This window comes from Ruegeria sp. BC6 (genome assembly GCF_056539185.1).
Genome location: NZ_JBQFUM010000001.1, coordinates 28,769 through 48,312, shown reverse-complemented (window position 1 = coordinate 48,312; position 19,544 = coordinate 28,769). Strand labels below are relative to the sequence as shown.

The 19,544-nt window shown below is 54.4% G+C and carries 19 protein-coding genes; 8 read left to right on the top strand and 11 right to left on the bottom strand.

The window, feature by feature from the left end:
• Positions 1-8: 8 nt before the first annotated feature.
• The 6 genes from ACR0MM_RS00220 to ACR0MM_RS00195 are packed head-to-tail and all read right to left on the bottom strand — an operon-like array spanning position 9 to position 5,020.
• A complete protein-coding gene (locus ACR0MM_RS00220; protein WP_170339327.1) occupies positions 9-1,313 on the bottom strand; it encodes a TRAP transporter large permease in 1,305 nt (434 codons plus the stop codon).
• Positions 1,310-1,861, bottom strand: coding sequence for a TRAP transporter small permease subunit (locus ACR0MM_RS00215; protein ID WP_170339943.1), 552 nt, complete (start codon positions 1,859-1,861; stop codon positions 1,310-1,312). Before ACR0MM_RS00215 ends, ACR0MM_RS00220 begins: the two co-directional genes overlap by 4 nt.
• Positions 1,862-1,891: 30 nt before the next feature.
• The gene (locus ACR0MM_RS00210) at positions 1,892-2,965 is read right to left on the bottom strand and encodes a C4-dicarboxylate TRAP transporter substrate-binding protein (RefSeq protein WP_480693754.1); all 1,074 of its coding nucleotides are present in this window, start codon (positions 2,963-2,965) and stop codon (positions 1,892-1,894) included.
• A 34-nt stretch (positions 2,966-2,999) separates the two neighbouring features.
• Positions 3,000-3,455 carry an OsmC family protein gene (locus ACR0MM_RS00205; protein WP_480695308.1) on the bottom strand — a complete coding sequence of 152 codons (456 nt, stop codon included), beginning with the start codon at positions 3,453-3,455 and terminating at the stop codon, positions 3,000-3,002.
• An 18-nt stretch (positions 3,456-3,473) separates the two neighbouring features.
• Entirely contained in the window at positions 3,474-4,139 is a 666-nt protein-coding gene (locus ACR0MM_RS00200) for a malonic semialdehyde reductase (RefSeq protein ID WP_170419451.1), read from the bottom strand.
• Entirely contained in the window at positions 4,136-5,020 is an 885-nt protein-coding gene (locus ACR0MM_RS00195; RefSeq protein WP_480693751.1) for a fumarylacetoacetate hydrolase family protein, read from the bottom strand. The genes ACR0MM_RS00200 and ACR0MM_RS00195 overlap by 4 nt, the downstream gene beginning before the upstream one ends.
• An 84-nt stretch (positions 5,021-5,104) precedes the next feature.
• On the opposite strand from ACR0MM_RS00195, the gene ACR0MM_RS00190 reads away from it, so the two are divergent.
• The 5 genes from ACR0MM_RS00190 to yghX all read left to right on the top strand — a co-directional run bounded on the left by ACR0MM_RS00190 (position 5,105) and on the right by yghX (position 9,999).
• A complete protein-coding gene (locus tag ACR0MM_RS00190; protein ID WP_480693750.1) occupies positions 5,105-5,491 on the top strand; it encodes a YciI family protein in 387 nt (128 codons plus the stop codon).
• 42 nt (positions 5,492-5,533) lie between these two features.
• Positions 5,534-6,199 carry a GntR family transcriptional regulator gene (locus tag ACR0MM_RS00185; protein ID WP_480693748.1) on the top strand — a complete coding sequence of 222 codons (666 nt, stop codon included), beginning with the start codon at positions 5,534-5,536 and terminating at the stop codon, positions 6,197-6,199.
• A gap of 1 nt (position 6,200) precedes the next feature.
• Entirely contained in the window at positions 6,201-7,499 is a 1,299-nt protein-coding gene (locus tag ACR0MM_RS00180; RefSeq protein ID WP_480693746.1) for a malonyl-CoA decarboxylase, read from the top strand.
• Positions 7,496-9,019 carry a malonate--CoA ligase gene (locus ACR0MM_RS00175; RefSeq protein ID WP_480693744.1) on the top strand — a complete coding sequence of 508 codons (1,524 nt, stop codon included), beginning with the start codon at positions 7,496-7,498 and terminating at the stop codon, positions 9,017-9,019. The genes ACR0MM_RS00180 and ACR0MM_RS00175 overlap by 4 nt, the downstream gene beginning before the upstream one ends.
• A gap of 89 nt (positions 9,020-9,108) precedes the next feature.
• Positions 9,109-9,999, top strand: a complete 891-nt coding sequence (yghX, locus tag ACR0MM_RS00170; RefSeq protein WP_170339342.1) for a YghX family hydrolase — start codon at positions 9,109-9,111, stop codon at positions 9,997-9,999.
• A gap of 597 nt (positions 10,000-10,596) precedes the next feature.
• On the opposite strand, the gene ACR0MM_RS00165 is transcribed toward yghX, so the two are convergent.
• Both ACR0MM_RS00165 and ACR0MM_RS00160 read right to left on the bottom strand, forming a co-directional pair.
• Positions 10,597-11,085 (bottom strand): CHAP domain-containing protein, encoded by a 489-nt coding sequence (locus ACR0MM_RS00165; RefSeq protein ID WP_170340103.1) that lies wholly within the window; start codon positions 11,083-11,085, stop codon positions 10,597-10,599.
• A 345-nt stretch (positions 11,086-11,430) separates the two neighbouring features.
• Positions 11,431-11,892 carry a hypothetical protein gene (locus ACR0MM_RS00160; protein ID WP_170437006.1) on the bottom strand — a complete coding sequence of 154 codons (462 nt, stop codon included), beginning with the start codon at positions 11,890-11,892 and terminating at the stop codon, positions 11,431-11,433.
• A gap of 267 nt (positions 11,893-12,159) precedes the next feature.
• Between ACR0MM_RS00160 and ACR0MM_RS00155 the strand changes: the two genes are divergently transcribed.
• The gene (locus ACR0MM_RS00155; RefSeq protein ID WP_480693742.1) at positions 12,160-13,434 is read left to right on the top strand and encodes an adenylate/guanylate cyclase domain-containing protein; all 1,275 of its coding nucleotides are present in this window, start codon (positions 12,160-12,162) and stop codon (positions 13,432-13,434) included.
• A gap of 246 nt (positions 13,435-13,680) precedes the next feature.
• Here ACR0MM_RS00155 and ACR0MM_RS00150 read toward each other — a convergent pair whose 3' ends face one another.
• The 3 genes from ACR0MM_RS00150 to ACR0MM_RS00140 form a co-directional block, all read right to left on the bottom strand.
• Positions 13,681-14,913 carry an alpha/beta hydrolase family protein gene (locus ACR0MM_RS00150; RefSeq protein WP_480693740.1) on the bottom strand — a complete coding sequence of 411 codons (1,233 nt, stop codon included), beginning with the start codon at positions 14,911-14,913 and terminating at the stop codon, positions 13,681-13,683.
• 307 nt (positions 14,914-15,220) lie between these two features.
• Entirely contained in the window at positions 15,221-16,648 is a 1,428-nt protein-coding gene (locus ACR0MM_RS00145; protein ID WP_480693738.1) for an adenylate/guanylate cyclase domain-containing protein, read from the bottom strand.
• Positions 16,649-16,668: 20 nt separating this feature from the next.
• A complete protein-coding gene (locus ACR0MM_RS00140) occupies positions 16,669-16,965 on the bottom strand; it encodes a putative quinol monooxygenase (RefSeq protein ID WP_480693736.1) in 297 nt (98 codons plus the stop codon).
• A 548-nt stretch (positions 16,966-17,513) separates the two neighbouring features.
• On the opposite strand from ACR0MM_RS00140, the gene rsgA reads away from it, so the two are divergent.
• Both rsgA and ACR0MM_RS00130 read left to right on the top strand, forming a co-directional pair.
• Positions 17,514-18,596, top strand: a complete 1,083-nt coding sequence (gene rsgA / locus ACR0MM_RS00135; RefSeq protein WP_480693734.1) for a ribosome small subunit-dependent GTPase A — start codon at positions 17,514-17,516, stop codon at positions 18,594-18,596.
• 4 nt (positions 18,597-18,600) lie between these two features.
• A complete protein-coding gene (locus tag ACR0MM_RS00130) occupies positions 18,601-19,368 on the top strand; it encodes a VOC family protein (RefSeq protein WP_480693732.1) in 768 nt (255 codons plus the stop codon).
• Positions 19,369-19,544 lie beyond the last annotated feature (176 nt).

Here is a 19,544-nt window from a genome sequence, read left to right as displayed (position 1 = left end):
TGGCCTCCTTAAATCAGGGCAAGGCTGAGGATCGGGAACTCGATCAGAATGAACAGAACGATCAGCATCACGAACGCAAAGGGAAGTGCGCCCATGAACACGTCTTTGAGTGATATGCGGTCGTCGTTGATCGTGGATTTTATGACAAAGCAGGATATGCCTAAAGGCGGTGTCAAAAGCCCGATTTCGGCTCCGACCACGGTGATAATGCCGAACCAGATCAGCGACATATCCAGCGCCTCGGCCATAGGTAGGAACAACGGAACAACGATAAGAATGATCGACGCCGTGTCGAGCAGCGTTCCCAGGAACAGCATCAGAAGAACATAAAGCAGCATGATCGACCAAAAGGACGCGGAATTCCCTGCAAGCAAGTCCTGAAGTTGATTGGGCAACCCCGCCAGTCCCAGCATTCGACTGTATATTGAAGCCGCCGTAATCAGGAACAGGATCGCCGCCGTGATGTGCCCGGTTTCCAGCAACGCGTCCCAGAATGCGCGCGGAGACATAGACTTGCGGGCAACCGCGATGATTAGCGCGACAAAAGCTCCGGCGGCTCCTGCTTCTACTGCCGTCAACCAACCCGTGTAGATACCACCAAGCACGATGGTAATGATGAACAGTGTCGGCAGTGTCTTGGAGGCGATCTCGCGTCCTGACATCCACTCGGTGTCTTCAACAACACGACCACCGACGAAAGCTGGGGTGAAGCGCCCCATGACCCAAATCGCGCCGACATAAGCGATTGCCAGCATAATCCCTGGAATGACCCCCGCCAGGAACATGTCACCAACGGATTGTTCGGCCACGAAGGAATAGATGATCAGCATTGCCGACGGCGGGATGATCATCCCCAAGACCGAAGACCCAGCTACAACCCCAACCGCAAAACGTGGATTATATGCCTGCGCCATCATCTGCGGGACCGAGACTTTGGTGAACACCGATGCGGACGCAATGGACGACCCGGTAACGGCCGCAAACACGGCATTTGCTCCGACGGTCGCCATTCCGATACCGCCTTTGACCTTGCGAAATCGCATGGTCATGACCTCGTAAATATCCCTGCCTAGTCCCGCTTTTGAAACGATGAGCCCCATAAAGGTAAACAAAGGGATTGTCGCGAAACTATACTCCATCGCGCTATCGCCAACCGCCACTTTCAACAGGTTGAGCGCAAGCGTGAAGTTGTCCCGCATCAGCCAGATCGACACGAACGAGACCACGCCCAGAGCGATAGGAATGTAAACGCCCGCGTAAATCAGAAAGACGATGGCGATGACCGAGATCAGGCCAATCTCGATCGGGGTCATTCTGCAGCCTCGTCATGCTCTGGGGTGCGGACAAGTTGCGGGCGGTCCTGCGCCGTGACGACCTTGAGCAGGAAGATCACGCAGGCAAGCGCAGTACCGCACGCGATGACCAGTTTGACCGGCCACCAAGGCAATGTGAAAAGACCCGGTACTCCGAAGTAGTCCTGTGTCTCCCACATGTGAAGAAATTCTGGGAAGGTTACATAGGCGATCAAGGCCATGAAGATTGCCGAAATGGCGTTGATGATGCGCCTCAGGTTGGCTGTCAGAACGGGGCGACGATGGTGTAGCAGGTTCAAAAACCCGTCCGAGCGCGTCAATCGATCCACTCTGACCACATCGGCCAGCTGCAGGAACACGATCATCACGACCGAGAATTGCACCATCTCGTAGGTTCCGCGCAGTGGGGCCGAAAACAGGCCCCGCGCAATGACGTCAACATTCAGAATGACCACCAACGCTAGGACGACAAGCGTACCCAATGCGTTGGCGGCGATTGCAAGCGAATTGGCGACCCGCGACAAGCCAGCAACTGCGGTCTTCAGCATGAAAGGCCCCTTTCGTGGATCGCCAGCCAGTTATTTGGCCGTCCAGTCACGAACTCCGGTGAAACCCGCGTCCTGCAGCTTGCCGAGGTAAGCGGCCAAAATCGCGTCGCCTTGTTCTCCGTTTTCATTCAGGATGGCTGCCCATTCCTGTGCAACATTTGGCATGGCGTTGGCCCAAGCCGCTCGTTCTTCGTCCGAAACTTCGACAATCGTTCCGCCGGCTTCGGTATAGGCATCCCTTGAGGCCGCGGCGCGGTCCATAGCAATACCGGCCACATGATCACGGTAGTCGATGGCAACGGCCTTAAGAACGTCTTTGACTTCGTCCGGCAACTTTGCCCAATAGTCAGAATTCACAGTTATCGTCTTGGAATTCACCGCACCCAAGTCAGCTTTGAGCATGTAAGGAGCTACTTCGGCGATCTTGAATGTTTTGGCAGCCTCGGGCCAAAGCATCGCACAATCGACCAGGCCAGTTTGAAGCATATTGTAGAAATCGGTCAGACCACCACGTACCCCGGCCGCGTCTTTGATGCCTTCAAGATATCTGAGGTTCAGTCCAGCTCCGGCCACTTTCCGGCCTTCCAGATCTGAAACAGCCGAAACCGGCTCTGTACAGAAAACCTGATAGGTATCGAGCACGACGCCAGTTGCCAGGTAAACCTGGTTCTGCGCGGCAAACTCATTTTGCATCGCCGGGAACTCACGCGCGATTTCATCCACGGCTTTGGCCACAGCACGGGCGTCGGATGCAACGAAGGGCGTCGACCCCGAGATACCCTGACTAGGTAGCTTTGAAGAATGGAAGATCGTTGTGACGATCCCAATATCTCCAAGGCCAAGTTGGACACCTTCCAAAACACCCTTCGGCTTGACGATCGAACCGCCATAGTTCTCTTGCCAGCTCATCTTGTAGTTACCGGACTCAGCCAGCCGCTTGTCCACTTCTGGAATGAAGAAATTGGTGAATTCCTTCACCCATAGGGCCCGATCTGGGTACCCATCAATCACAACAGCTGAAATGGTCTCTTCCGCCATAGCAGGCATCGCCATGACGCTTGCCACAGCAGCCGCAACAAGGCTGCGTTTGGTCCAGTTTTTCATTTCTCTCCTCCCAGAAAGTCGGGTCTGTTGACTTTTAGCTGCTTGTTTTGACCCAGTTTACGGTCAGGTCAGTGCCTGCCGCTTCGAACAGCTTTGAGATGGCACAGTATTTGGCCGTTTCCTCACCCACGCGTGTCAGCTCCTCCTGACTGGCGGGCGTTTCACAATTCACGGTGAGTTCAATTTCCGGAAACGGAACATCGATCTCTTCTTCCATTAGGACACCACGGCGATCCAACCTGCATTTCGCGTCTATCGTCACTGTGCCAAGATCAACTCCCAAACGGTGCGCATTCTTGTGCCCGATGACGTTGGTGCAGGCGATCAGCGCTGCCATTGCGGTTTCGGTCGGAGACGGGCCAAGATTTGTTCCGCCGCGTTCGACCGGTTCGTCTACGACAACATCTAAATCACGAATGGGAATCTCGGTCCGCGCGTGCGTCGGGCATTGAGCTGTCGTGCGGTACGTGACGACAGGTTTCACTTTCATGGCCACTGGGTCACCTCCTCATGCATAAGAGCAAACCTTTTCGAATGGGAAGCGAGGCAGCTTGTGAAACAGTCCCGTTTCATCTGCGTAGCCCAGATTGCACAAAAAGTTCGACTTGAGCGTTGTTCCTGCAAAGAACTCCTCGTCGACGATCTTGTTCGAAAAGCCGGACATCGCGCCGACATCCAACCCGACAGCTCGGGCGGCGATCATGAAGTAAGCGCCCTGAAGCGTTCCGTTGCGAAAAGCTGTATCGGCCACATATTCGGGATTGTTCTCAAACAATGGCCGTCGGTCTTCGTGCGGGAAAAGAAAAGGCAATTCCTTCCAGAAGTCCATGTCATAGGCAATGATAGCCGTAACCGGCGCATCCATCATTTTTTGCACGTTCTTCGGCTTCAACGACTTGGCAAGCCGCTCTTTTCCTTCGGCACTTTTCACGAAAACGAAGCGGGCGGGCAGCGTATTCATGCTGGTCGCGCCGTTGATCGTGATGTCGTAAATCTCTTCGAGCAGATCGTCAGAAACCGGCTGGTCGGTCCAGGCATAGTGAGACCTGGACTCGCGAAGGATCAAGGCAATTGCATCGTCCGACAATCGCGGAATGCGCCGGCGCAGATCACGATGATCTTGCTGCGCCTTGGCGCGCAGTGCTTCCAGCTCTGCCCCGGTTGGTGCGGTCATGCTGCGGCGACCTTTGACTTGGCGTCTTTTTCGTCAATCACTGGGCTGGCGCAAACTCCAATGCCTTCAATCTCGACCTCGACGGTTTCGCCGGGTTTTAACCAACGGGGATTGGGCTTTTTGGCGTGTCCCACACCAGGTGGCGTGCCCAGAGCAATCAGATCCCCCGGCTCCAAAGTGGTATATTCCGAGATCGTCGCAATTACCTGCCGGACACCCCAGATCATATTGGCCGTGTTCGAGCTTTGCAGGATTTCATCGCCCACACGGCTTTCGATCTTCAGACCTGATGCCCCTTCCGGCAACTCATCCGGCGTCACGGTGAAAGGACCGATCGCGCCCGTGTCATCAAAGTTTTTGCCGGGCGTCCACTGAACGGTTTTGCGCTGATAGTCCCGCAGCGAACCATCGTTGAATACAGTGTAGCCAAAGACATAATCCAGCGCGTCCTGCTCCGAGATATGGCGGCCGCGTTTTCCAACGATCAGCATAAGCTCGGCTTCGTAGTCGAGTTTTTCCGAACACGCAGGCCGCACCATAGGCTGGCCCGCCGCCATGATCGAATTCTTACCGCGCATGAACAGCGTTGGATATTCGGGGATGTCGTAGCCGCCCTCTTTGATGTGATCCGTATAGTTCAAACCCATACAAATGATCGTGCCGGGTGACGCCACGGGCAACGCCGGTGTGACTGAGGATAACGGCACACTATCTGCCGAGGTGATTTTTTCAACCAGCGAGTCGGCCAGGCCAGGCTTGCTGATCAAACCCATCAAGTCGGAACCGACGGCAGGGTCCAAAGCCGTTAGATTCACTGCGTTTTCACCGTTCACGGCAAAAACCGCTGTGCCTTCCGAAGTCTCTCCCACCAGGTATTTCATTGTCACCTTCCATGTTAGCTTGCTTGATTTTTGCCGACTATTTTGCAATATGTCAAATAATATCGATTTTCTTGGAGGCCGCGAATGGTTGCTTGGGCAGACTACAAATCAGAAGCAAAAAGCCGCGGTGCGCTTGCGTTGGAGCTTTACGTCGCGCTGAGCACGCCAGCCAAAGCGCCCGAAGATGTAAAAGCTTCATTGCCAGATCACCTGGCGTATCAGGCGCAGCTTGAACATTCGGGGCAACTGGCTTTTGCAGGCCCCATGTCGGATGAAACCGGCGAGCATATGCAGGGGATTGGCCTCATCATCTATAGGGCCGACAGTCTCGAAGCCGCCCGAAAGCTGGCAGAAGATGACCCGATGCACAAAAGCGGGGCACGCAGCTTTGTACTTCGGCGATGGTTGGTAAACGAGGGCTCGCTGAACATCACAATCAGGCTATCGACTGGAACGAGCACGCTCAGTTAAGAGCTCCGAGTAGACTGCACCACGAAGAAGGGAATGCCAGACATGGATGCCATGCTTGATACCGAGGGCAAAGAGACATCCGCCACTCATGGTGCGTATCGAAAGCTGCGCGAAATGATCCTGACTGGCGAGCTGCCGCCAGGCCAAAAGCTCAAGATTGAACAGCTCCGCGGGCTCCTGGAGACCGGCGCAAGCCCGGTTCGCGAAGCTCTAAGCCTTTTGACATCGGATATGTTGGTGGAACGAATTGACCAGCGCGGTTTCAGGGCTGCACCAGTAAGCAAATGCAACTTCGAGGAAATCCTTATGTTGCGATGCAATCTTGAAGAAACCGCGTTGCGCAAGTCCATCGCCAATGCAAACTCAGCCTGGGAAGACAGGCTTGTTTTGCGGCACCACCATATGAAAAAGGCGAGCCAAAAAGGGGCACTCGACTTTGAAGACGCACACAAGGCGTTTCACATGGCCTTGCTGGACAATGCGAGGCTTCCTTTACTCTTGCGGTATTGCTCGCAGCTCTACGACCTGAACATCCGCTATCGATATCTGGCGGCTGGCGGGTCGAGTTACAAAAAACGTGATATCAACGCAGAACATCAGGAAATACTGGACGCAGCACTGGATCGCGATGCAGAAAGCGCAACGCGGCATTTGATCGATCATTACCGTCGAACTGGTGAGTATCTGAGCAGTCAGATGGAGTCGTGAAATGCAGCGGAACTGGTTTCTGGGCGATTTGCTTGATCAGCTGTTCGACCGCCCCGGCAAAAAGCGGGGCAAGGATGACAAGCGATCCATCTCGGAGCTATGTGAAGCACTCTTGTCTGCGGAAGGTGAAGTATCAGGTTTCGCACTCGCATCAACGATACTGGATCGATACCAGACCTTGGACGACCCGGAAAAACTGGACTTCTTCGTCTATTTGAATGACCAGCTTGAGTTAGACGCGGATCAACTGTCTGAGACGGCGCGTCGTTATGCCGAGTGTAGAAGTGTCGATCTTTATAAAAGGCTTAGCGAGGCGGCCGAACCCAAACGGCAAGAATTGCTGCGCCGTCTGAATCAACCCTCCGGCGCGACGCAAGAGCTTGTGGCAATGCGCGTTGACCTGTTGCGTTTTCTCAAATCCAACCCCGAACTCAAGCGCACAGATGTAGATTTCGTGCATTTACTGCGAAGCTGGTTCAACCGGGGGTTTCTGGTCCTCAAACAAATCAGTTGGGATACACCAGCCCGCGTTCTGGACAAGGTCGTCGCGTATGAGGCCGTCCATCAGATTCATGATCTGGACGACTTGCGGCGCCGGCTTTTCCCGCCCGACCGTCGCTGTTTTGCATTTTTTCATCCCTCAATGCCGGATGAACCGCTGATTTTTGTCGAAGTTGCTTTGACGACTGAGATTCCGAACGCGATTGATGTGCTTTTGTCCGAAGTTCGAGAACCGATCGAACCAGAACAGGCCAAAATCGCCGCATTCTACTCAATTTCAAACTGCCAAAGGGGGCTAACGGGAATCAGCTTTGGAAACCTGCTGATCAAACAGGTTGTGACCGAACTTTCGCGAGAGCTTCCGGGCCTCGACACATTTGTGACCTTGTCTCCGATACCCGGTATGAACCGGTGGTTAGCTGGCGAAACAGGACATTCCGAGCATGGCCATGCTGCCGAAGCCGTAATTGCGGGAACAGCCCCTCCGCAGGACGTGCGGGCGATGGCCGCCCGATACCTGTTACACGCCAAGCGCGAAGATGGGATGCCGCTGGACCCAGTGGCCCGCTTTCATCTGGGCAATGGAGCCGAGCTTCACGAACTGCATGCCGGGGCCGATCCGTCACAGAACGGACGATCCCAATCCGGCGGCGCAATGGTCAATTACCTCTACGACTTAAAAAAGACTGAACGTCACCACGAAGAATTTGTGACGCACGCCACAATCGAAACCTCGCGTTCCGTGCGCGCGGCTTCAACCGCAGTACTTGCGCCCAGACCAGAGGAAAATCCAGCGTGACTAACACACTTTATGACAGCTTGTTTGCCCACCAAGCGGGAAACGAGGCTCCGTTCCTGCTACTCGATGACGGAAAAGTAGTGTCATATGACGCGTTTCTGAAACGCGCTGCGCAGATCGCGCATGTTTTGCAGAAAAGTGGAGTTTCTCCTGGCGACCGCATCGTTGTGCAGGCCCCAAAGTTGGCCGATACGGTTGCACTCTATGCTGCTTCAGTTCAGGCAGGTGCTGTCTATTTGCCGCTAAACACTGCTTACACAATGGCAGAATTGGACTACTTCGCATCTGACGCCCAGCCTGCGGTGATCGTCTGCGACGACAACGACGAAGCTGAGATCAAAACATTGGCGGATCGGTATGGCGCAAGGCTGCTTACCCTTGGCGGTGAAATATCAAGCTTAAGCCGCCAAGCTGACGCGCAGCCCCGCGAGTTTGAAACCGTTGATCGCGCCCCGGACGACCTTGCGGCTTTGCTTTATACGTCGGGAACCACGGGTCGCTCTAAGGGCGCAATGTTGAGCCACCAGAACCTTTTGACCAATGCACAAGCTCTCGCGGATTTGTGGGGTATGACAAACAACGATCGCTTGGTTCACGCGCTGCCGATCTTTCACACGCACGGGCTTTTCGTGGCGATGAACACGTCACTAGTCGCCGGGTCCGAGGTTCGGCTGATGGAAAAATTCGACATTGGAATGATCTTGGAGGAATTACCGCATTCAACCCTTCTAATGGGCGTCCCAACTTTCTACACTCGATTGCTGGCAGATGACGGTTTCACCAAAGAGACGGCGGCGAACATGCGGTTGTTCGTGTCGGGCTCTGCCCCATTGCTGGCCGAAACCCATCAGGCGTTCGAAGCGCTCACAGGCCACCGCATCCTGGAGCGCTACGGTATGACCGAGACAAACATGAACACCTCGAACCCTTATACTGGCGAACGTCGCGCAGGAACTGTTGGCATGGCATTGCCCGGCATCGAGGTGATCGTCACTGATCCTGAAACCGGTGAGCAACTGCCCAGAGGGGCGGTTGGAATGATCGAGATACGCGGCCCTAATGTTTTCCAAGGCTATTGGCAGATGCCCGAAAAAACCGCTGCAGAACTTCGCGAGAATGGGTTCTTTATCACCGGGGATCTGGGCAAATACAGCGAGGATGGCTACCTGTCGATTGTAGGTCGTTCAAAAGACCTCATCATTACTGGCGGTTACAACGTTTACCCCAAGGAAATCGAAGACGTTTTAAACGACATCGATGGCGTACTGGAGTCGGCAGTCTTTGGCGTCCCTGACAACGACTTCGGGGAAGAGATCATTGCCGCTCTGGTTGCTGAGCCAGGCGTAGAACTCGACACGGATCAGATTGCATCAATCATCAGGGAAAGGCTGTCGCGCTTCAAACATCCGCGTCGCTACGAACTCGTCCAAGAGTTGCCACGAAACACCATGGGAAAAGTCCAAAAGAACGTTCTGCGCGATCAGCACACGAAGAAAGAACCCGCTACGGCAGTATCTTAGCCGACCTGCCTAGAACTTCGAACAAACCATAACCCTTTGAACTGATAGTATCCCACGGATTGAATCGCCACCTCATCAGGAGATTGACCATGACTCGCATGACGGCAAAAGACTTCGATCAGGAACTGCTGGATCTGTACGACTATTATGCGCACGGAAAGATCACCAAACGCCAATTTCTGGACCGCGCCGGAAAATTCGCGGTTGGCGGCTTAACGGCTGCCGCGTTATTGAACATGCTCAGTCCGAACTATGCGCTGGCACAGCAGGTGTCGTTCAACGATCCCGATATCCACGCAGACTACATAACCTACCCTTCTCCGAACGGAACGGGTGATGTCCGAGGCTACCTTGTTCGTCCCGCTGGTGTGGAAGAACCCCTGCCCGGGGTGCTCGTGATACACGAAAACCGCGGTCTGAATCCCTACATCGAAGATGTGGCGCGACGCTTGGCGAAAGCAGGCTTTATGGCACTGGCTCCTGACGGCCTAACGTCGGTTGGCGGATACCCCGGCAACGACGCAGATGGGCGCGAGCTGCAGAAGACAGTCGACCGGGTCGAGCTGATGAATGATTTCTTCAATGGATTCGAATACCTGTTGAACCGGGAAGACTGTACTGGGAAAGTTGGCGCTGTAGGTTTCTGCTATGGCGGTGGTGTGGTCAGCGCAATTGCCGTGGCCTACCCCGAATTGGCAGCCGGCGTGCCATTCTACGGCCGCCAACCGGCCTCCGAGGATGTGGCTAGAATTCAGGCACCGCTACTGATTCAGATGGGAGAGCTTGATGAACGCATCAACGCAGGTTGGCCGGAGTTCGAAGCTGCGCTGCAATCCAACAATAAGGTTTACGAGGCCTACATCTACGAGAATGCCAACCACGGCTTTCATAACGACAGTACGCCTCGGTATGACGAGGAAATGGCAAACTTGGCCTGGGACCGCACCATTGATTGGTTTGACACCTACCTAAAGTCCTGAACTGAGTTCGCGGAATGGCGAAGCGACGGCAAAAAATCTGTCGTCGCTTCGGTGTTCAAAAACTTCGAGAGAGAGTCATCAAACAAACTCAAAGCATTCTCGGCCAGCCCCAAATAGCTGCCTTTTTGCTGCACCAAGCTCGCGCCATTCGCCGAGGGTAGCGTTGCATGTCAGCTTCAAGGTGTCTCGATTGGTAAGAGATTGCTAAAGGTTGAAGTGATTTTAGAGGGCGGAGTGAACGGCCGCGAGCTTCTGCAATTTTGCATCCGACTTACTGGCTGCATAGTAATTCGAGAACGGTTGTTTTGGTCCGTGACCCGGTCATACCGGATCGCAATCTCGCTGCGTTCTGCCTGAACGTCCGCATTCTCCTCTGTCATGCAGCGGGTGATTTTCGGCGATGCGGTGGGTAATCTTGCTGCGAGCGCTCGCTGCGTAAATTCTTCACTTCCACGGAGGGCTCGATGCGGTCACTCGCTCTACCGCCACAATTATCCGATTTGCGGACTTTTTCCGTCACTGGCCCGCGTGAACTACTGAGCCGCTTGTGACCCATCCGTCGGATACGCACAGTGTGCGGTTCACAATTGAATTAAGTTATTCCCCAACATTGGGATAAATGAACCCGTTCACCGGGTAGAAGCTGCCATACCGGCCCGGATGACTTTCAACTCGGACCAATGTCCAATCATTGTTTTTGGATACATCCTTGACGCCCATCTTCAATGATACCTTGTTGCGGTGCCAGTTGGCGTGGTTCACGATGACTTCTCTGTCAGTGACGACATCGGATACGACAGCCACGTGACCAAGCGGCATCCCTCGGGTTGCTCGAAATGACATGACCGCACCAACAACCGGTTCATTGCCTCGCTCAAAAGTATTGCGCGCCTTGCCCCACCAGTCCTTGGCGTTTCCGCGAATTTCGATACCGCTGAGGTTACGTGCGTAGGGTACGCACCATACCCTTTGCCCTCGAGCTTGTTTTTGAGAGACCTCGCGCAACGCCATGGCCTGACGTTCTGGATCGAGATCCGCGCCGCTTGGGGCCTGAGCGCAGGCAGAAACAAGAGCAAAAAGCCCCATCGCAAACGCAGCGCGAGCAGTACCGTGCAGGCACGGCCGTTTCGTATTCGCTTTGCTGTCGCTGTTCTTCAAGACATTACATTGACGGTTTGAGGGGTCGGATAGTTTTAAGGCGATCTAATGGGTAATGAAAAGAGCCCAGCCGGATCCCCGGCAGAAATTTGCCAGTTGATATTCATCCTCGAAAGGACGAGCGCGAAACTTTGCAAAGTCAACTTTCTGCGCACAGCCGCCGTCGGTCGATCGCGCAGCATCGGTCACTTGGGGCTCACATCCTCTGTTCGCTGCGTCTTCACTGAGTGACTACTTTGCGGACGAAGTGGCTAGCCTCGGACAACTTCTGAATTAGCCCGAAACATCCATCGAGTAGAAATAGGTCGCACAAATAGTCTGGTCATCAACGCTTGTAGGCGCTGCCGCACCCGTAAACATCGCGATGCCGAGATAGTCGAACCCAGAACTTTCTTCGTTCCAGGCCGCCATAAATGTGATTGGCTGGTCTCCACAAAGCGTGTTTCCCTGACGCAACGGTCCGACGTCACCTGATACCCGGAATACCTGAGCAATAGGCACGTCACCAGACACGCCCCAATTACCTGAACTCTTGGCGTCATGAACCTCGAGATCAAGAGAAGCGCCGGTCTCGAAGACTATCCGCTTGGTAGACAAGATTACTGGCCCGGTAATCGCCATTGCCGTTTCGCTGGAAGGATTGAAGGCCTTGGAATCCTCAAAGAGCGGTTGGGAAGATGCAGCACCCCCCATTACCCCCATAGTTATTTGCAGCATCAGATTCGATCGACGCATTTGATTCTCCATTGTGCGAAGCGGGCTGACAACCTTAAACATGCTTTTGCTTTGTCGTCGAATGCAGCCGAGAGACCAAGCCAATCGTTGTCTATGCTGAGCACGCGATCAAGGTCTGAGGAGGGCTCGAACCTGACGTTCGTCTGAAAATCGTGAGCGTACGCGTGTGAGAATTTGCAAACCCATTGCAAGAGAAATGAGAGTTCGAAGACAAACCCAATGACATGAGCCTCCGGCTGTAACAAGATGGTGGCAGAGGTGTACGTTATGGCGGATGTTTTTGACCGCATTGCAGATTGGTTGCAGAAGCTGGCCTTTTTTGATGCCGACCTTGGCGGGCTAGTCGAGCAGCTAAGTCACAGGCTGATCGATGGTGGCGTGCCGGTTTCGCGTGTTTCCTTGGGCCGCCTGATGATGCACCCTGTAATTGGATTGCTCGACGCAACATGGGATGCTTCCAACCATCGAATTGAATGGACTGTTCTTCCACGAAGCTCGGTGACAACTGATCTCTTCGACAAAGCACCCTTCGGAGAGAACTCGAAATTGGCCAATGAGATAGCGAAACAGCACTTCAACAAGGAAGTCTGGGACTTGGCGGACGACCTTACGAACGGCTCGATCAAGTTTCCTTTCATGCGAGCAGATCTGACTGACGAAGCGACCCGTGACAGATTTCCGCTATTCCAAAAACTCGCTGAGGCAGGTGTCACCGACTACGTCGTATTCAGTGCACCATTCGGCAATCGTACCGTTGTATTTGACGGCAAGGTCGAGTGGGCTTTGGGGGCATCAGTCTCTTTTGCTACAAAGCGTCGTTCTGGTTTCACAGACCGTGAGGTAGATGGTCTGTCGCGACTGTCTCTACCTTTGCTTGGTACAGCGCGTGTTCTGTCAGAGCAGTTCCTGGCAGCTGAGTTGATGGAGGTTTACTTGGGCAAGGTGTCCGGTCGATCTGTATTGAACGGTCAAATAGCCCGGGGAGATGTCAGCAAAATCGACTGCGCTCTATTGTTCAGTGACATACACGGGTCTACGGCTTTGAGCCAGCGCCTGTCACCGGAAAAATATGTCGCGACCGTCAACCAATTCTTCGACTGTGTCGGCGGCGCGGTACACGACCACGGCGGAGAGGTTCTGAAATTCGTTGGCGATGGGTTGCTTGCGATCTTTCCTTTTGATGGCCAACGAAGACTACCCGAAGACATGTGCGAAGCTGCCCTGTCGGCGGCGCGAGAAGCGTTCCAAAGGCATAAAGAGCTTGATCCATCAGACCGTGCTGAGTTTGGGATTGGTTTGCACACTGGCGCGGCTGTGTACGGGAATGTTGGCACTGAAAAGCGTTTGGATTTTACGGTAACCGGCACATCAGTTGCGATAGTCAGCAGGCTAGAAGGCTTGACGCGAAAACTGGATGCGCGGCTTTTGGCAACTGGCGACTTTGTCAGCTTGGTATCTGAAGAGCCACATAAATTGGGGCGGCATTCATTGCGGGGTTTTGATAAAGACTTAGAGGTCTTTTCCTACGGAATTGTCACGTAAAGCTCAATTGCATGAGCCTTTTGCAAACATGCTTTGATGTGCGTTTTGAGATGCAGGCACTAGAATGACAACGGTCTGCTTCGGGCTCGTGTCGGGTTTCCCGCAAGCCTCAGTGTATGGCTTCTCGGCAGACAGAAGCTGCAATTCCAATTATATCAATATAGCTTGCTTCCAGGCTGAAACGGAAACTCACAGAAGCATCTGGTAACACGCGGAGCTGACAGGGTCGTAGTCCAATTCATTGTTTCAACGTTGACCCTGAAGACGCCGGATGTAGTCGCTGACGACCTCCTCCCAGAGCATCGGCCACCACAATACCCAATGACCTTTGTTGTAGCCAGGAACAGCCACGATATGAGTTTCACTATTGGCACCCATCGCTTCCATTGCGGTGAGGTTGGATAGGGAATGCTCGATGCTGTAGAACATGTCATCTTCCCCATAGATGGAAAGTACCGGCCCATCGAATGTTCCAATACGTCGAAAGAGCGTCGGATTGATTTGAGGATCACCGGAGCCCTCTGCCATCCATCCCCCAACGAAGTTGATCACACCAGCGGTGTTTCCCGGATCGTCGCCGGCCTGCATAAGGGCAACAATGCCCCCGCGCGAGAAACCAATCAGTAGAACCGATCCATCACCCACATCCGGTCGTTCCTGCAACGCATGTAGCGCTGCTTTTGCATCCATCAGCGCACGTTCCGCCCCTGCCAAAGATAGCCGGGCCTCCGTCGAATAGCCTTCGGTCCGATCTTCAGCAAAGCCCTCATCATACAATCCGTCAGACCCACCCCGACCGCGGCGCTGTGGGAACGCAGCGATCCAACCGTGTGAGTTCAGAACGTCCGCAAGCCAATCGTTGGAAAAGAACCGATCAAAGGCCTGCGGATCGGTTCCAGAGCCGGTTGATCCGTGATGAACGAGAGCCAACGGGAAAGGCCCATCACCGGGAGGTCTATAGATAGCCACAGCAAGCTCGACCGTTGCGCCGTCTTCTCGGAGTTCCGTCGCAAGGAAGTCTCGCGTTCCAACCTCAAACCACTGGCGGGTCGCCGACGCGAGGACTTCTGAGAGGGTTTGTCGCTCGAGTATTGCGACGCGATCCTCGGTTGGATAGATGCCCCGCAGTCGCCCGGTACCCGAAATTGAATAGCGCGCCGCGAAGTCACTGTCTGTGAATATCAAAGTGTTCCCATCTAAACGCGCTTTGCTTCGAAACCAGTTTCCGCGGCCATGCTGGCCACGTCCGACCGAGTAAACAACATTGAACAACCCATCCTCATCTCGGCTTTCGACGACGAGGATATGACTTCTCCGAGAGTCCCATCTCCCGGTCCAAATTCCAAGAAAAGGAGAATCTGGCGTTACATCAATTGCAATGTCGGCAGGAAGCGGGGCGTCCCCGATAAGAACGGAGTCTTGCGCAAAAGACTGAGTGGCCAAGACAACGAGTGTTGCGACGGTGAGAGAAAAGCTCATGACGAATGCCCCGATGCTGTAAGTGATACGAGTTCGCCCTTTTTTAGCACAGTACACGGTGCGATTAGTGCAACTCATCGCTCTGGACTGCCAAGCCTGCTACTCACCATCTTGTGAAATGTGGTTGGCTTTGCCATTGGTTCCCACTTGCACGCGTGAAAGCGGTCTTTTGCACACGCGATTTCTCAATGAAGCAAGTCCTGGCGTCGCAACGTGGCGGGAAACTGGCCTTTCGATTGTCGTGCAGCCATTTTTTGAGATGTGAGGTCAAAGGTTTTGGACTGAGCTGCCGTGACCGAAAATTTGACTATTCGTCCAGACCTGAAACAAGGGACTTTAGTCGGAGGATTGCCCCCTTGCTTATGCGAGCCCGATCAACTGTAAGAGAGAATCCTTCATCTTCCTCGTGAATAATGCGGCTATCGCGGTCGGCACTTTCATAAATAGCGGTCGCAGCATACGTGCGAATGGGGTTTTGAAATCCCTTCACTCGAACAGGCTCTCGTTCCTCAACCGGAAGCCAGTCTTTTACCAAAGAATAGGTTTCTGCAGCGAGTAAGAGACCTCCTGGATCACACTCGGCCTCAAGTCTCGCAGCAAGGTTCACTTCGCGTCCGATAGCCGTGTAGTCCATCCGGTCTTCCGAGCCGAAGTTTCCAATAGTGCAGTAACCAGTGTTTATGCCCATGCGAGCGCGAAATGGTCGATCGATCAATCCTTTGCGCTGCCATTCCGTTTGCAAGTTGCCAAGCTTGCATTGCATATCTATTGCCATTCGCACACATGCAGCGGCATCTTCTTCTACCCCGAGGCTTTCGGGTTCGCCAAAGTACAGCATCATGGCTTCACCGATAAACTTGTCGAAATATGCGCCGTGCTTCAGGGCGATTTCGGACATTGCTGAAAGATACTCATTCAACAAAGTAGTCAGCTCCTCGGCTTCGAGATGATCTGTGATTTCGGAGAAGTCGACGATGTCTGAGAAGAAGATCGTGAGCTTTCGGCGGCGGCTTTCGATGGCCGCTTGTTGGTCGCCGGCAATGATTGACTTGTAGAGTTGGGGTGGCATGTATTTGGCAAGCTGTTTGGACACGTGTGTCAAAGTGTCATTCGCCTCACGCATCTGGCTCAGCAAGTGTAAGTTGTCTAAGGCGATGTTCGCTTGTGCCGCAAATGTTGTGAGAATATCGAACTGCTCTTTTTGAAGTTTTCCGGTTGAATGCCTCAACACGGCGAGAGCTCCAACTGTTTGTCCTCCTTGTGAAATTGGCACCATGGTGAATACCTGAAACCCCGAGGCGAGGAAGTTTCCAGCCCCGATACGGAACCTGTCTTTCGATGCGGCGACGTCCAGCAGATCAATCGCCTCGCCGTTCAAAATGACTTGACCATGGATTGTTTCTGGATGAAGTGGCGCCGGAAAGCGACGCCGCCAAGCCTCGGCGCCAGCCGGTTCGGGACCAGAAATTGCTCCCAAAATCAGTTTGTCGCCGTCCTGTAATCCAATGCTGATTGTCGACTTTGGGAAAAGCGCTTGACCCGCTTCAACAATCGAGTTGAAGACAGGCTGAGGGTCTTTAATAGAGCTGTTGACGACCTCCAGGATTTTAGCGGTCGCCTTTTGCCGATCCAGCGCCTCCCGCAACCGGAGTTCCAAGGCCGCCAAGTCCTCAGCCGTCGGTTCGTTCAGATCAAGGACGCGTTCTGGCAGCGATTTTCCCCTACCCTTCGGCATCCTGATCCTCCCGTTCGTGATTAACCGTCGACCAGGTCATAATGCTTGATGGATCGAGACTCGACGAGGTCAGCTTCTATCGGATCGATGTGCGGGCTTTGGTAGTTTTCTCCCACAAACGACTTCAGTGCCTCCAGGCTCTCCCAAACTATAACGAAACTGAACTCTCGTGGCGTATCCTCTCTCGGCGCGCCCGGAAGAAGGTGCACGATTCCAGGGGTGCTTTTCATCAACGGGATCGCAGTGTCGCGAAAAAAGCGGCCAAACTCGTCTTCTTTACCTGACCGCGTCGTCACCTGAAAAATTCGCATGATCATACATCCGTCCTCCCAAAGGTGCGGTTTCTGAATGTATGTGTGCCTCGCACGATCCAGCTTAGCGTACTCGATACCGAGTGTCAGATTATGGCTCGGAGCAGTCGCTTATAGTCCAATTCGACAGGCGCATTGCGGACGAAGCCACCTAATATTCAGCTTGTTGCGGTGTGTGATAACGGCCCAAGGAGGACCTTGGGGAAATTTTGACCCGGTGCCGTCAACTGCTGTTTCTAGCACAAAAGGCTGCTACGCGGGCAAAGCTCACACACTCTTCTTCGTGTTGAACGGTTGCTACAGAGAAGTGACGAAGTGCGCTAAATCACCGGTCAACTGTTGTGTTCTGCCCGCGGTCTTCCTATGTGCACTTCATCGGAAATGGAGATTTTATGTCCCGGTAAGGAAGGGAGGCAGCGCGCCTCCCGGAGCATATTCAAGATCTGAAGCACCGCCGTCGCTTTGTTGCCGACGGAGTGCTTTGATGTGCGCACTCTTTCCTACCATCAGCGCCCAAATCTGACCTGGGCCAGAGACATGAAAGTGAACACCCTATGACAAGGGATTACTCCGACTTCCTTCCGCTTCGCGCAAGCGACGCCGGATCGCACGCCAATCTCAGCCCTCTTCAGGCATTGGGATGGCAACCGTTTTTCGCCCAACAGATCAGCGTTGAAGACTTGTCGGCGACACCTCCCGTTCGCGTTGTCGAAGTGCATCGCAATGGGCTGCATGTCGTCGGTGACGGCATCGATACGGTACTTCCGCCTGGAGCCGACGCAACTGTCGGAGACTGGCTGATGCTGGACTCCACACGTCCGCGATCCAGTCGGGTTCTTGAGCGCACAAGCCTCATCAAGCGGCGTGCGCCCGGAACCGACCGGCAGGAACAACTGATCGCGGCGAATATTGATACGGCCTTTATCGTCACGTCTTGCAATCTGGACTTCAAGGTGGCCCGGCTGGAACGCTATGCAGCTCTGGCTTTTGAGGCACGGATGACACCCGTCATCGTCGTCACAAAGACCGACCTCGTGACAGACCCGCAGAACTATGTCGACGCGGCTCGCGCGGTATCGGACATGATCGATGTGGTCGCCCTTGACGCCCGCGGAGATGCGCCACGGACAAAACTGCTTCCCTGGTGCAAGCCCGGCAAGACGGTGGCGTTTCTCGGCTCATCTGGTGTCGGGAAGTCGACGTTGGCCAATGCGCTGCTCGAGAGCCAGTCCATTGAAACCCAAACCATTCGAGAGGACGACGCAAAGGGGCGGCATACGACAACGCGGCGCGAGCTTCATGCGATGCCCAATGGCTGTCTGGTCCTGGACACTCCGGGCATGCGGGAACTGCAGCTCACCGACGCAGCGGAAGGCATCAATGATCTTTTCGCCGACATTCAGGAGTTGGCCGCACAGTGTCGATTCAAGAACTGTCAGCACGATTCTGAGCCGGAATGCGCTGTTTTGAAGGCTTTCGATGAGGGTGTTCTTGATGGCGATCGGCTTCGCAGATGGCGCAAGCTCATGGCCGAAGATGCGTTTAACTCGGCGAGTCTTGCGGAACGCAGGTCGCGCGACAAGGCGTTCGGGAAGATGGTCCGCGGAGTCAAAAAACTCAAAGATGTCAGGAAGTAAGGCGATGACACAGTCGAAAGCCGGTCAAATCGTATGGCATGACCTGTTCACACCGGACAGGGCGCGTTCAATGGCATTCTACCAGCACGTCGCCGACTGGACTTATGAAGTCGAGCGGGCATCGGATTTTGCATGGGGTGGCGGCGAGCAGGATTTCGTCCTCGCCCTCTCCGGTGACGAAGCGGGCGCGGGGTTAATCGAGACGCCTCCGGAGCAAGCGAAGGGCTGGGTCGCCTACATCGAGGTCCCCGACGTGGACCTGGCGGCCAAGCGCGTCGACACGCTCGGAGGCAAAATCGTTCGGGAGCCATTCGAGGTGCCGGGCGTCGGGCGCAACGCACTCGTTCGCGATCCGCTCGGCGCGTTGGTGGGGATTTCGCTGTCTCGGCACAGTTTCCCCGTGCCGAGACGGCAGTTTGGCCCTGAAGTGTATATCGGCAACGGTGATGACTTTCCGCAAGCGTTCTACATCGAACTCTTCGGATGGCAGGTGTCTCCCGATAAGGACCAGGATTGCGCCACTCTCCTCGGGCCTCGGGGCCGTCTTGTTGCAATCCAGCATGCGGCGACTTGGGCAACCGCCTCAAACGCATCTTGGGTCCCGAGCCTAAAAGTTGCTTCAGTCCCTGACGCCTTCCGTGCCGCTGAAACCAAAGGGGCGCATCCGGCCTCCTTGAACTTAAGCGAATCCGTTCAAGCTCAAATCCCCATCCTGTGTGATCCGGACGGAGTGCCGTTTGCGTTCGGCGGCAAGCAGGCAAACCCTTTCTAGCCACCTGCAGATTCTATTCAGGAACTGCAGAGCGGATATTTTCCGCGCTGCAAGGTCCGGAACTCAGCGCTTATGCGCGCTAGTGGACAGTGTATTGGTTGGAATCCAGCCGCAGACTTGTTTCTGAGGTCAGTTCTCCGATGCTTTGGTCCGGCATAGGGGGTGTGTGCCGTAGC